General features: G+C 64.1%; 11 protein-coding genes. 6 read left to right on the top strand and 5 right to left on the bottom strand.

The window, feature by feature from the left end; genetic code table 11:
* The first annotated feature begins 154 nt into the window (after window positions 1-154).
* The gene (locus QFZ41_RS00275) at window positions 155-1,945 is read left to right on the top strand and encodes a peptide-N4-asparagine amidase (protein WP_429196784.1); all 1,791 of its coding nucleotides are present in this window, start codon (window positions 155-157) and stop codon (window positions 1,943-1,945) included.
* A 54-nt stretch (window positions 1,946-1,999) separates the two neighbouring features.
* Here the strand turns inward: QFZ41_RS00275 and QFZ41_RS00280 are convergent, their stop codons facing one another.
* Together QFZ41_RS00280 and QFZ41_RS00285 are read right to left on the bottom strand one after the other, a co-directional pair.
* Window positions 2,000-2,578, bottom strand: a complete 579-nt coding sequence (locus tag QFZ41_RS00280) for a helix-turn-helix domain-containing protein (protein ID WP_429196786.1) — start codon at window positions 2,576-2,578, stop codon at window positions 2,000-2,002.
* A 2-nt stretch (window positions 2,579-2,580) separates the two neighbouring features.
* Window positions 2,581-3,030 (bottom strand): YybH family protein, encoded by a 450-nt coding sequence (locus tag QFZ41_RS00285; protein ID WP_429196788.1) that lies wholly within the window; start codon window positions 3,028-3,030, stop codon window positions 2,581-2,583.
* Between the two features lie 256 nt (window positions 3,031-3,286).
* Between QFZ41_RS00285 and QFZ41_RS00290 the strand changes: the two genes are divergently transcribed.
* Both QFZ41_RS00290 and QFZ41_RS00295 read left to right on the top strand, forming a co-directional pair.
* Complete coding sequence (locus QFZ41_RS00290; protein ID WP_429196790.1) at window positions 3,287-5,596, top strand: TonB-dependent receptor; 2,310 nt, start codon at window positions 3,287-3,289, stop codon at window positions 5,594-5,596.
* 89 nt (window positions 5,597-5,685) lie between these two features.
* Window positions 5,686-6,822 carry an FAD-dependent monooxygenase gene (locus tag QFZ41_RS00295; RefSeq protein WP_429196792.1) on the top strand — a complete coding sequence of 379 codons (1,137 nt, stop codon included), beginning with the start codon at window positions 5,686-5,688 and terminating at the stop codon, window positions 6,820-6,822.
* A gap of 4 nt (window positions 6,823-6,826) precedes the next feature.
* Here QFZ41_RS00295 and QFZ41_RS00300 read toward each other — a convergent pair whose 3' ends face one another.
* Window positions 6,827-7,366: an energy transducer TonB gene (locus QFZ41_RS00300; protein WP_429196794.1), complete on the bottom strand. Its 540-nt coding sequence runs from the start codon at window positions 7,364-7,366 to the stop codon at window positions 6,827-6,829.
* A gap of 208 nt (window positions 7,367-7,574) precedes the next feature.
* Between QFZ41_RS00300 and QFZ41_RS00305 the strand changes: the two genes are divergently transcribed.
* On the top strand, window positions 7,575-9,116 hold the full coding sequence (locus tag QFZ41_RS00305; protein WP_429196796.1) for an MGH1-like glycoside hydrolase domain-containing protein: 1,542 nt from the start codon (window positions 7,575-7,577) through the stop codon (window positions 9,114-9,116).
* Here QFZ41_RS00305 and QFZ41_RS00310 read toward each other — a convergent pair.
* Both QFZ41_RS00310 and QFZ41_RS00315 read right to left on the bottom strand, forming a co-directional pair.
* Entirely contained in the window at window positions 9,106-9,756 is a 651-nt protein-coding gene (locus tag QFZ41_RS00310) for a DsbA family oxidoreductase (RefSeq protein ID WP_429196798.1), read from the bottom strand. The two genes, QFZ41_RS00305 and QFZ41_RS00310, sit on opposite strands and share 11 nt — an antisense overlap.
* Window positions 9,757-9,788: 32 nt before the next feature.
* The gene (locus tag QFZ41_RS00315; RefSeq protein WP_429196800.1) at window positions 9,789-10,613 is read right to left on the bottom strand and encodes an alpha/beta fold hydrolase; all 825 of its coding nucleotides are present in this window, start codon (window positions 10,611-10,613) and stop codon (window positions 9,789-9,791) included.
* Window positions 10,614-10,714: 101 nt separating this feature from the next.
* Between QFZ41_RS00315 and QFZ41_RS00320 the strand changes: the two genes are divergently transcribed.
* Together QFZ41_RS00320 and QFZ41_RS00325 are read left to right on the top strand one after the other, a co-directional pair.
* Entirely contained in the window at window positions 10,715-11,665 is a 951-nt protein-coding gene (locus QFZ41_RS00320; protein ID WP_429196802.1) for a glycosyltransferase family 2 protein, read from the top strand.
* 125 nt (window positions 11,666-11,790) lie between these two features.
* A complete protein-coding gene (locus QFZ41_RS00325) occupies window positions 11,791-12,792 on the top strand; it encodes an NADP-dependent oxidoreductase (RefSeq protein WP_429196804.1) in 1,002 nt (333 codons plus the stop codon).
* Window positions 12,793-12,856: the final 64 nt, after the last annotated feature.

Below are 12,856 nucleotides of genomic sequence, written 5' to 3' on the forward strand. Positions count from 1 at the left end.
GGGGGTTTGCTATGGAAAACATGACCGAGGCAACCGCTGGTTTGAATGACCGAGCGACAAAAATATTTCTGACCCGCACGATCTTCTTGCAGCCTGCCATTGTCATGCTACGTTCCGTTCCGCAGGGGGCAGTACGTCGCGGGAGAACGTGCGCATGGCTTTCATCGATGGGGTGGGCCGCAAGAAATTGCGGATGGGTTTGCTTGGCTGTGTCGCGGCGTGCGCCGCTCAGGGGGCGTTCTCGACAACAGCACCAGGTTTCGACGTAGGTTCCGCGAATGTCGCGGTGGCCGATCCTGCCGTTCCCCGGCCGCCGGGGAAGTCCTGCGTGATCGAATTGTTCAACGGTTTCACCTTCACCGATTTCTCGAATCATCCCTACACGTATGCGCCGCCGGTGGGCTGCGGCAAGTCGTGGTCCAAGGTGGTGCTCGAAGCGGACTTTTCGGTCACGACCGGACGTCAGTTCGATCGCACGGCATCGCTCTGGCTGGGCGGCGCCAACATCTACTTCGGCACGACGCAGGAACCCTCCTCCGCCGTGTCGCCGAGCTGGCATGTCGAGCGCGACGTCAGCGACTTCGCCAGCCTGCTGGGTAACCCGCAAACGGGTCAGGCCATTCTCGGCAACGTCGTCAACGAGACGTACACGGGCGTGATCAGCGGTTCTGCCCGCCTGGTCTTCTATCCCGCCAACGTGCTCGCGGCGAAGGCCGATGCGCCGGATGCGGTCTATCCACTGTCCGATGGAACCGGCGGCGGCACGGTGACGCTCAACACGGGAACCGACGTGCTCAGCCGCACTTTCACGCTGCCGACCAACATCGAGCGCGCCTATCTCGACGTGTTCGCGCAAGGCCAGGGCGGCGACGAATTCTGGTATTCGTGCGTCCCCGATGAAGTCGCCAACGAAGCGCAGAGTTGCGGTGGCGGGTCGTACCGCGAAGTGCAGGTGTCGATCGATGGACAACCCGCCGGTGTCGCGCCGGTGTATCCCTGGATATTCACCGGCGGCATCGATCCCTACATGTGGCGACCGACGCCGGGCGTGCAGACGCTTAACTTCCTGCCCTACCGCGTCGACATCACGCCGTTCGCCGCCTTGCTCAACGATGGCCAACCCCATGCGGTGTCGATCAGCGTGACCGGGGCGAACGGCTATTTCTCCGCCACCGGTAACCTCTTCGTCTATCTGGACCATGGCCGCAAGGTGCTGAGCGGCGCGGTGACCGCCAACACGCTGAAGGACCAGCCTGCCAGCGCCACCGTGGATAATACGCTGACCGACGTGTCCGGCGTTGTCACCGGTACGGTCGGGACCCATGCCTCACGCAGCTTCCGTACCAGCGGATACGTCGACACGTCGCATGGACGCATCGCCACCGATGTCGCGCAGACCGTCGCCTTCCGTAACACGCAGACCTTCGCCATCGATGCCACCCGCTATGAGCAGGCAATCGATCAGCTGACGACGGTGGACAGCACGACGAAGACCCGGCAGGGCCCGTTCGGGCTCGCAGTGACGACGGAAGCGCACTACGACTTCCCGCTGGTGGCCAGCTTCAAGTACGCCTTCGACGAGGCAGGCAACATCGTTTCCGCACCGAGCGCCGTCACCCAGGGCTTCTCTCGGCAGTTCTCGAAGAAGCTGGGCAATTTCGTGCTCTATCGAAGCGACGTCGACAACAACATCGATACGGCCGACACGCTGGCCTTCACCGGCGGCGCGGTCACGGGGCACAGCGGACAGCGCAGCACGCAGGTCTTCCGCTTCAAGGACAACCTGGGTAGCTGCTATGGTCGTGACGTCAGCACGAGCGCTGGCCTGCTGACCTCGGCGACCGATGGTGACGGCTGCGCGGGCAATCGCAACCTGCTGCTGTGGTTCACCCATCCTGACGGTTCACCCGACACGTCACGGACGGAGGATCCGGGCATCTTCTGAGTCAGAGGATGTAACGCATCATGGCGCCGCCGTTACGACGGTGGCGCCTTTCATTCAGTCCTTGAAGATCGCCGGGGTTCCCACCCAGATCATGCGCACTTCCGACTTGCCGACGTTGCGCATGCTGTAGGGATGCCTCTGGTCGAAATGCGCGCTATCGCCAGTGTTCAGTACAAGCTTCTTCCTGCCAACCGTCATTTCGAGCGTGCCGCTCAGGATGTACCAGAACCCCTCGCCTTCGCGATGGATGGTCGGGGCCGCGAGACCGGGCGGAACAATCAGCCGGAGTGCCTCCATCTTGCGTTCGGCATGGCGGCCACTCAACCGTTCGTAGACCACCGGCGATTCCAGGTCGATCCTCTCGTGCTCACCCGCCCGGCAGACGATCTGCCCCGGTGTGGGCACGCCGACGAAATAGTCGACGTCCACGTCGAGCGCCTTGGCGATCGCTTCAAGGGACAGCAGCGACGGGTGCGCGAGGTTCCGCTCGACCTGCGACAGGAACGGGATGGAAAGCCCGGAGCTATTGGCAAGCGCTTGCAGGGTGAGGCCCAGACCGCGTCGCCGGTCGCGGATCGCAGAACCGATGCTTAGCCCCGCGGCCTTGTCCGGCGTCGCTTGTGCGCCCGCCATGGTTACGAGCTGTGGTCGCTACTGATAAGCCAGCGCGAGCCGACCTTGTGGAACAGCAGCGTCGTGAGTCCCGAGACCTCGGCGCCCGAGTCGGGCTTGAGGTGATAGCGGCCGATGACGAAGGCGTACTGGGAACCGAGTGGCTTGACGTCGATCAGCTCAAGGGTGAGCTTGCCCAGGCTGGCACCTGGCTTCTGGAAACGCGAGGCATACATCGCTTCGATCGCCTCGTAGCCCTCGATGACGCCACTCGCGCTGACATAGCGGGTACCCGGCGCGCGTTCGTAGCACTCCATGAACGTCTTCAGGTCACCGGCCGACCAGGCGGCGGCGCTGGCGTCGAGCGTTTGCTTGATGGCCTGGGCGGCCGACACGGCCGGTGTTTCAGCCGACACGGCGGCGGTCGCCACCACTGCGCCCACGGCGCAGAAAAGCACGGACATGGTTTTCATGACACCCCTGGAGCATGAGATTCGAGTGGGACCCTTTCAGGCGGCCATCTTGTGGTGCGATTCGATCGTAACGTAAAAGCTTGACGCCATCAAAACTTTTTGATCTGATCGAAACCAGGAAGCGTGCACCGCAGCAAATGCGGTTCAGATGGCTATACATCCGTATCAGAGGATGTCAGGGGTACGACACACCAACCATAGAACACGCCCTGTCGAAGGGCGTGCGCGAAAGGCTGCACGTTTAACGGGGAATTCCATGAACCACGATCTCAAGCGTACCCTTCTCTACACGGCCCTGCTGTCGGTCGCCCTGGCCCCGGGTCTGGTCAGCGCGCAGAACGCGTCCGCGCCGGCCAGTGAAAAGAAGAAGGCGCAGGCCTCCGATACGCCGCAGACCCTCGAAGGCATCACGGTCACCGCCGCCAAGCGAGAGCAGGACATCCAGAAGGTGCCGATCAGCATGACGGCACTGACCGGCGAACAACTCGAACGCCAGGGCGTCACCAGTCTCGTCGACCTGGCCCGTATCGCGCCCTCGTTGACTGTCGCGTCCTCCGGCCCCGGCTCGAACAACCTGATCATCCGTGGCATCTCGTCGAGCGCGGGCTCCGCCGCCACGGTCGGCTACTACCTCGACGATGTTCCCATCGCGGCGTCGAGCAACGCCGCGCTGCTGTCGACGCGTGGCGTCATCGATCCATCGGTGTTCGACATCGAGCGCGTCGAGGTGCTGCGCGGTCCGCAGGGCACGATCTACGGTTCGAGTTCCATGGGCGGCACGGTCAAGTACGTGACCAATCAGCCGGATCTGGATTTCGTCGAAGCGCGCATCAGGACGGATGTCTCCGGTACGTACCATGGCGGCCCCAACGCCAACGTCAATGGCGTGTTGAACGTCCCCCTGCTCAAGGACAAGGTAGCCCTGCGCGTGTCCGCGTACTACCGCCACGACGACGGTTATATCGATCGCTACCCGATCTCCCCGTCGAACTACCTCGAAGCCGACCCGGACGGCAGGAAGAAAGACAACGTCAACACATACAAGACGTATGGCGCACGCGTGGCGATGCTGATCAAGCCGGACGACACGCTCACGATCACGCCCAGCGTCATCTACCAGTATTCCAAGCTGGGCTCGCCATTCACCTACGACAAGATCCCCGCGACGCTCGACAACCCGTACCAGGTGCGTGACGTCAACGAAGCCAACGTGCAGGAGTCGACGATTTCCAATATCGCGATCCACAAGCAGTTCGATGCGTTCGAACTGATGTCGTCGAGCTCGTACTTCACGCGCAACGTCAATATTCGCGACGACAGCTCGAAGGTCATCAACTACTTCTTCGGCCTGCCCAGCGTCTACCCGACCACGATGTACGGCAGCTACAAGAACAAGGAATTCACCGAGGAAGTGCGGGCGACCAGCAAGTTCGATGGTCCGGTGCAGGCGATCCTGGGCGCGTTCTATCACGATGTCCGCGCGCCGCTGGCCTCGTCGATTCCCTACCCCGGCGGGTTCAACCAAGCCTTCGACACGCCCTTCCCTGCGTACTCGACGATATACCAGGGTGCGCGTAACGCGACGCTCAAGGAATACGCCGTGTTCGGGGAGCTCTCCTGGAACATCACCGATAAGCTGAAGGCCAGCGCGGGCATCCGCGCCTTCGAGGTCAAGCAAGGCTTCTCGCAGAGCGGTGACGGCCTGCTCAATGGCGGCCCGAGCACCGTGCGCAGCAGCTCGAAGGATTACGGCAGCACGCCGAAGTTCACGCTGCAGTACCAGGTCAGTCCGGACAACATGGTCTACGTGACGGCGTCGGAAGGCTACCGGCCGGGTGGCCCGAACAACCCGGCACCTGCAGCCCTGTGCGGTTCGGAAGTGGCCGGGCTGGGTCTGAGCCAGTCGCAGCTGAACAAGTACAACCCGGACACCCTGTGGAACTACGAGTTGGGTTTCAAGAGCTCATGGCTGGATCGCCGCCTGCTCATCGACGCGTCCGTCTACCACATCGACTGGGACCACGTTCAGCAGCAGATCGTGCTTGGTTGCGGCTATAACATCACCGCGAACTTCGGCAAGGCCGTCAGCCAGGGCGCGGAACTGGAGATGAAGTTCCTGCCCGTCAACGCGGTGACGTTGAGCGCCGGCTTCAGCTACAACGATGCCCATCTCAAGAATGACGTGCCGGGTACCTCGGCGAAGGACGGCGACCGCCTCGTGAACGTGCCTCGCTTCACCGGCTCGCTCGCGGCCGAGTACCGCCGTCGCGTCAACGCGCAGTACGACGGGTTCATGCGCGCGGACCTGAGTTATGTGGGGGATTCGAACTTCCTGTACGACCGGGAGAGCCCGTTCTATCGCCGCAAGGGGTTCGCCACCACGAACATCCGCGTAGGCGTGGAAGGCCGTAACGGATTCGATATCTCGTTCTACGCCACCAACCTGTTCGACAAACGCGGCGAGACCGATCTGCCGGTCGCCATCTCCGCCGACCTGCCGACCACGCGGCGCGTGGCGCTCAACCAGCCGCGGACGATCGGGGTGACCTTGCAGTACCAGTACTGATATTGCCGTTTGTCCAGCCCCAAAAGGGGTGTGTGCCGCGACACACGCATGGGAGAGAATCGCGAGCCGTCCCCAGCAAGCAGCCTCCCATGGCGTCCAACGATTCGCATCCCATCGTCATCGTAGGTGGTGGCATCGCCGGTCTGGCCACCTCGCGTGCCCTCAGGCAGCGAGGGGTCGATTCCCTGGTGCTCGAACGGAGTGCGCAGGCGGCCGACGGTGGCCTTGCCATCAATCTTCCTGGTAACGCCATCGCCGCGCTCCGCCGGCTGGGCCTGACCGATGCCATCGAGCGGCTCGGGCACCCCGTGCGCAAGCGTGAATATCGTACGGGCAGCGACCGTCTTCTGGCCGCCATCGACGAAGACGCGTTCTGGGGCGAAACCATGCGGCCGCGAGCCGTGCGCCGCGCGGATCTCATGGCGATGCTGGGCTCCGGCCTCCCGGCCTCGGCCGTCCGTTTCGGCGCCACCATCACAGCCATTCAGCAGGACGCAGCTGCTGTGCAGGTGAGCCTGACGGGTGGGGAATCGGTCTCCGGCCGCCTGCTCGTCGGTGCCGATGGCGTGCGTTCCACCGTGCGGGAGATGACGATGGGATCGCAGGGCGCCACGACGGCCAGGCTCGCCTCGGCGAGTTGGCGCTTCATGGCGCCCAACCCCGGCGGCATCGACGGCTGGACGCTATGGACCGGCGAGCACGGCATGATCCTGCTGCTTCCCGTCGACGATGCCACGGTTTACGGTTGGGTCTCCGTGAGGTCGACAGGCGTTTCCGGCAACGACCATCGCCATCTGGGCGATGCTTTCCGAGGGTTCCCCGAGCGCGTACGCAAGGCGTTGAATTGGGCCCTGGCGCATCCGGAAGATGTCTACCATTCGCCCATCGAGGAAGTGAGGCTCACGAGTTGGACGAAGGACAGGGTGATCCTCATCGGTGACGCGGCGCACGCCACGGCCCCGGTTTGGGCGGAAGGTGCGGCACTGGCGATGGAAGACGCGCTCGCTCTCGCCGCCATCGTCGCCGAGAGCGATGACGTGACGGCGATCGGCCGGCGCTTCGAGCATGCCCGGCGGGACCGCGTCGCCCACGTGCAGGCGATGACGGATCGGCTATCGAAGGCGGCCCGCCTGCCCCACGCCCTTCGTACCTTGCTCATGCCGTTCATCACGCCGCGCAGCTACCGCGCCACCTATGAGCCGCTGAAGCAGTTTCAAGCGAGTTGAGGCACTAGTTCGTGGCGGTCACGCGCGGTCGTCCATCGACGAGTTCGAAGCGGAAAGCGTAGTCGAGACTGAAGGCGGCGTTCTTCTTCACCTGGCTGATGTTTCCACGGCCATCGTCCGATTCCTGCACGACGGTCATGGGAGTGAATGTCCATCCCATCACGGCGGTCCTGCACGCCTGGAACAACGCCTGGTGGCCGGGGTCCGGCGAGGTATCGAGATCCCTCACGTCCGTGACATGCCCGGCCTCGTCGACGATGGCCTTGACCCCGACCGTCGCCGGCGGCAGCGCTTTTCCGACCAGGCTCTCGGGATAGACAGGAGGATCGTTCGTGATGGGCTGGGCGCCGAACGCATGTTCGCTCTGCGTGAGTTTGTATTGCTCGTTCGCGCTGGCCTCGATCCGTGAATAACTGACCGCGCCTTCGCGCTTCGTCGCATCGTCGTGCTTCGACGGCGAAGGGATCGTGGCGCAACCGGCTGCCAAGGCGGCGCCTGCGATCATGGCGTAACACGCCAGTCGCGACTTGAGGCGATCGATCATGTGGAGATCCCGATTCGTCGGCAGGATGGAACTGGCCGTGATCGTAGCGGCGATCTTCAGGCCGGGCAACGACGCCGGTCACCTTTCCTGAGAGCAGCGACTGAATGGAGTATGCGGGTCATCCCTATCTTCAGCTCGGGGTCCGAATCTTTCCGTCAAGGCGGCAAGACGCTACGCTCAGCCGGATGCCTTGACGCTGGAGATCGTCTTGTCCCCGCTTCGCCGCCTTTCCACACTCGCCTTGTCGGCTCTTCTCGGTGCATGCGCTTCCCCACGGCACACCGCACCTCCCGCGACGACACATCCCGTCGATGGACCGAGCATCACCTTCGCCCGCCCCGAAAGCGACGCGCTCTATGGACGGGCCTACCGCATGGCGCTGGACAACGTGCTGCGCATCAACCAGGTGGATGCCGACCAGGCTCACCAGCAAAGCGGCCTGCTCACGGGCTCGCCGGCACGCATGGTGCGCGCCGGCGGTGGATACGCCGCCGCATGGACACGCGACGCGTCGATCAACAGTTGGAACGCGCTGAGCCTGCTCGCTCCCGGCCTGGCGCGGAACACGCTGTTCGCCGTGGTCGATCGCAGCGATGACGGCTACATCGTGCGCCAGGACAATCAGCAGTGGGACCAGGCGATCTGGGTAGTGGCCGCATGGCACCATTACCTCGTCACCGGCGACCACGCCTTCCTTTCCATCGCCTTCGACGCCGCCACACGAACGCTTGCCACGCATCGCGCCAAGGCCTTCGATCCGGCGTCGGGACTGTTCCTCGGCCCCTCGGTCATCAACGACGGCATATCCGGCTACCCGCAGCCGGTAACCGACGCCACGGAAAGCAAAGGCAGCTTCGTCGGCGATTACCCCGCCAGCGCGCGTATCGCCGCCTTGAGCACCAACGCCATTCACTACGCGGCGTATCTCAGCGCCGCACGGATGGCCCGCGTCCTCGGCAATGCGAACGCCGTGGCACTGCAAGCCCAAGCGGACGCGCTGAAGACGGCGATCGACCGGCACTTCTGGAACGCCGCGACAGGCCGATACCGGTACCTGCATGCCCCGGGCCTCGAACTCGAGACCGCCGATAGCCAGGAAGGCCTGGGCCTGTCGTTCGCCATACTGTTCGGCGTTGCCGACGGGTCGCGCTCAGACGCGATCATCCGCGGCGCGACGGTGGCCCCCTGGGGCATCGAAGACGTCTCGCCCGCCTTCCAGCGATACAGCGACGAACGCCCGGGCAGGCATAACAACATCATGTGGCCGATGACCCAGGGCTTCTGGGGCAGTGCGATCGCGATGCGACGCGACATCGACGGCTTCGGCGCCCTGCTCCGCCAACAGGCCGAGCTGCCGATTCGCAGCGGTGGATTCTGGGAGATCTACAACGCCCGCAGCGGCGCCGTGGACGGTGGCTGGCAGGCTGGCCATCAGTGGCCTGCCGAGAAGGACCAGACCTGGTCCGCCACCGCCTATCTTCGCCTTGTCGACAATGGGCTATTCGGGCTTCATGCCGAGGAGGATGGCCTGCATGTGGATCCCTTGCTTCCCGCCGGCATCGGGGCCGTCACGCTGGAAGGTGTCCACTACCGCGGAGCCACGCTGACCATCGCCCTTCGCGGCCGAGGCGGGCACGTGGTCTCTTGTCGCTTCGACGGCGGCGCGTGCCCGCTGGCCATCCCACCCGGCACCCAGGGCGATCATCGCATCGAGATCACCCTGTCCGCGACGGATCCGGTCAAGCGGTAGCGTTGGCTATGCCACGCAGCTGCCGTTCGAACTCCTCGGGCGGCTGGCCTCCGGAAATCAGGTACTGGTCGTTGACGATGACGGCGGGTACGCCCGTGATGCCCCGGCCCTGCCAGAGGGCTTCGTCCCGGCGCACCTCATCGGCGTAGCGACCGGATTCGAGCACCGCACGCGCCTCCTCCGGATTCAGCCCTACCCGCTCCGCCGCGGCGACGAGTGCGTCGTGGTCGCCAGGATCGGTCTGGTCGGTGAAATACACGCCGAACAGCTGCTGGGTCAGCTCGCGTTGTTTCCCGTCCTTCGCTGCCCAGGCGATCAGGCGATGCGCATCGAACGTGTTGTAGATGCGGCTCGCGTCCGAGGTGTTCATGGTGACCCCTACCGCGGCGGCGCGTGCCCTGATGCGCTCGCGATTCTGCCGCGCCTCGTCGGCCGGAATGCGGTATTTGGCGACGACGTGTTCCAGCGTGTTTTCGCCGCCGGGCTGCATCGAGGGGTTCAGCTCGAACGGATGGAAAACGATCTCCGCCTCGATCACGTCGTGCAAGCGCTCCAACGCGCGTTCGAGGCCGCCTAGTCCGATCGCGCACCACGGGCACGCGATATCGGATACAAAATCGATCTTCATTTTCTGGGACATGGGGAAGGCGTCTTTAAAGGTCTGCCGCCATCCTACACCTGCCAAGGGCGCGTTACCTCCCGCAGGAAGTCGAGCATCACGCGGTTGAACGCATCCGGCCGTTGAAGGGGGGCGAAATGGCTGACGGAAGGCAGCAGGACGAACTTGCCCGCCGGGACGGTGCGCGCGATGTACTCGGCATGCTCGCGTTCGATGAATTCGTCGTGCTCGCCAAGAACGCTCCAGACCGGCACGGTGATTTCCCGAAGTTCGTCGGGACCGTAGTCCGGCTGGTTCGCCTGCATCGCACCCAGGTCGTCGCGCATCGCTTCGAACCGGCCGGCAAGCGGCGACAGTGCTGCGTGCTCCTTCACGTGATGATGATAGATACGATCGATCACCGGCGTCGGCTGGAACGGCCTGGCACCGGTGCTGTCCACGTTGCAGGCGAAGAAGAACACGCCCATGGAGCGGCCAGGTGTTTCCCGCGACAGGACGAGCGCGGTGTCGGCGCCGTCGCTCCAGCCAACGAAGGCGGCACGGGATATGCCGAACGCATCCATGACGGCGCGCGTGTCCGAGGCCATGAGTTCGTAGCTATAGGGCCGCGAGTCGCGGGTCGACCGGCCTTGGCCGCGGCTGTCGATAAGGATGGCCGTGTACCCCGCGCCGATCAACGCCATGACCTGATAACCCCAGTTACCCGAGTTCCCGAGGCCGCCGTGGAGCAGGACCACCGGCGGCCCAGCGCCGACGCTGGCGTACCAGATACGGGCGCCCTCGTTGTCGATATAGCCGCTGTTGGCAACCGCGGGAAGGGGCGGAACACCGTGGACTGCGAGGTGAGCCAGGTCGTCGTCGTGAAAGGGGTCGGCCATGGCGGGAGGATAGCCGTACAGCCAGCGCGGCGGTAGCAACCTTCGAGGCCGCCACCGGCACTCAGGCACCAACGGCCGCCTCGCGGTTCAAGGGGATATCCATGGCGCTTCACCGCGACGACATCCACGATGGCGGGCCCACCGTGTCCATCCTCCTGCCGACATACGACCGGCCCGCTTACTTGTGCGAAGCGGTCGCGTCGGTTTTCGCACAGTCCTACGACGACTGGGAACTGATCATCGCCGACGATGGTTCGTCGGAGGAGACACGGGCCTGGCTACGTGGCATCGAAGATCCTCGCGTGACCGTACTCTGGTTGCCGCACAGCGGCGTGCCGTCGATCTCGCGCAACGCGGCCATCCGGCAGGCGCGCGGACGATTCATCGCTTTCCTGGATTCGGACGATCTGTGGGCGCCTGCGAAGCTCGCAAGACAAGTCGAGGCGTTGCTTGCGTCGCCCGGCTGCGGTTGGAGTTACACCGCGGTGGATCTGATCCATCCCGATGGGGAACCCGTCGATCGATCCGGTTTCGCGCCATGGTTGCCGCACGCAGGCGACATCACGGAGCATATCCTGAAGATCGAGGCGATCATCGCGATCGATTCGGTCATGGTGGACCGGCACCTGCTCATGGAGGTGGGGGGCTTCGATGAAGGACAGCGATTCGGCGAAGACTACGACCTCTACGTGCGCCTCGCGATGCGAAGCCCCGTGCACGTCATCGACGAGCCCTTGGCCGTGGTCCGGGCCAGTGATGGCGTCAACTACAGCGCGAATCGCATTCACGCTTACCTGGGGTGGGTCCAGTTGTATGCGCGATACGCGCGGCTGCTCCCCACCCGGCGGCTACGCGCCATCGCACGGCGTCGGCGAGCCGAAAGCCTGCTTGTGCTGGCACGCCTGTACGCAAAGGCGGGCCAGACGAAGAACGCCTGGCGCACGCTGTTGCATGGCACGCCCCACTCCGTGTTGGCGTACCCGTCGTGGGGTTGGCGCGCCGCCAGAGTGGTCGTTGGCGCGGGGCTCCGGATGAGGAAACGGCGAGATTGACCAGGATCGTGCTTTCCGCGATGCCCGTACTTGCCCTTTCGGCCGGATGACATATGATGGGTATCATAAAGAAAGTCACCCCACCTGGGGAGTGGTTGAAACGCCTCGCCCCCACAGAGCCCACCATGAAAGCGTTCCTCATCGACCGGTACGGCAAGAAAGCTTCCATGCGGCTCAGCGACGTGCCGCGACCCGTGCCGCGGGAGAACGAGGTGCTGATCGAGGTCCATGCCGCTGGCGTGAACCTGCTGGACTCCAAGATCAAGAGCGGCGAGTTCAAGCTGATCCTCCCTTATCACCTTCCGCTCGTGCTCGGCCACGACGTGGCCGGCGTCGTGACCAAGGTAGGATCGCGCGTCCGACAGTTCAAAGTCGGCGACGAAGTCTATTCGCGGCCACCGGACCACCGCATCGGCACGTTCGCCGAATTCATCGCCGTCAATGAAAGCGACGTCGCGCTCAAACCCGGAAACACGACGATGGAAGAAGCGGCATCGTTGCCGCTGGTGGGTTTGACGGCATGGCAGGCGCTGGTAGAACGCATGCAATTGAACAAGGGTGCGAAGGTTTTCATCCAGGCGGGATCGGGGGGCGTCGGCACCTTCGCCATCCAGTTGGCCAGGCACTTCGGCGCCACGGTAGCCACCACGACGAGTGGCGCCAATACGGACCTCGTGAAGCGTCTCGGTGCGGACATCGTCGTCGACTACAAGAAAGACGATTTCGGCAAGCTCTTGCACGGCTACGACGCCGTGCTACACAGCCAGGGGGCGGCGGAGCTGGAGAAATCGCTAGGCGTCCTCAAGCCGGGCGGCACCCTCGTCTCGATCTCCGGCCCGCCCGACCCCGCCTTCGCGCGGGAGATCGGCATGCCGTGGTTCGTCAAGCTCATCATCCGGCTGCTCAGCGCAGGCGTCAGGAAGAAAGCGGCCCATCGCCGCCTCGACTACACCTTCCTGTTCATGCGAGCCAACGGAACACAGCTGCGCGAGATCGCCACGCTGGTCGAAGCGGGCGTCATCCGTCCCGTCGTCGATCGCGTCTTTCCGTTCGACTCGACCAAGGAAGCGCTGGCTTACGTCGAATCCGGCCGTGCGAAGGGCAAGGTCGTCGTCAAGGTCAGATAAGTTCGTCGGTTCGTTGCAAGCACCCATCGCCGACAGGGTCGGCTCCCACATGTTCGCCCCTCCT

Source organism: Luteibacter sp. W1I16 (assembly GCF_050434905.1).
Taxonomy (GTDB): Bacteria; Pseudomonadota; Gammaproteobacteria; order Xanthomonadales; family Rhodanobacteraceae; genus Luteibacter.

Bases quoted from the DNA above. Each gene is read 5' to 3' on its own strand.
- QFZ41_RS00320 (WP_429196802.1), top strand. From the start codon at position 10,715: ATGGCGCTTCACCGCGACGACATCCACGATGGCGGGCCCACCGTGTCC.
- QFZ41_RS00290 (WP_429196790.1), top strand. From the start codon at position 3,287: ATGAACCACGATCTCAAGCGTACCCTTCTCTACACGGCCCTGCTGTCG.
- QFZ41_RS00325 (WP_429196804.1), top strand. From the start codon at position 11,791: ATGAAAGCGTTCCTCATCGACCGGTACGGCAAGAAAGCTTCCATGCGG.
- QFZ41_RS00280 (WP_429196786.1), bottom strand. From the start codon at position 2,578: ATGGCGGGCGCACAAGCGACGCCGGACAAGGCCGCGGGGCTAAGCATC.
- QFZ41_RS00300 (WP_429196794.1), bottom strand. From the start codon at position 7,366: ATGATCGATCGCCTCAAGTCGCGACTGGCGTGTTACGCCATGATCGCA.
- QFZ41_RS00315 (WP_429196800.1), bottom strand. From the start codon at position 10,613: ATGGCCGACCCCTTTCACGACGACGACCTGGCTCACCTCGCAGTCCAC.
- QFZ41_RS00310 (WP_429196798.1), bottom strand. From the start codon at position 9,756: ATGTCCCAGAAAATGAAGATCGATTTTGTATCCGATATCGCGTGCCCG.
- QFZ41_RS00295 (WP_429196792.1), top strand. From the start codon at position 5,686: ATGGCGTCCAACGATTCGCATCCCATCGTCATCGTAGGTGGTGGCATC.
- QFZ41_RS00285 (WP_429196788.1), bottom strand. From the start codon at position 3,030: ATGAAAACCATGTCCGTGCTTTTCTGCGCCGTGGGCGCAGTGGTGGCG.
- QFZ41_RS00275 (WP_429196784.1), top strand. From the start codon at position 155: ATGGCTTTCATCGATGGGGTGGGCCGCAAGAAATTGCGGATGGGTTTG.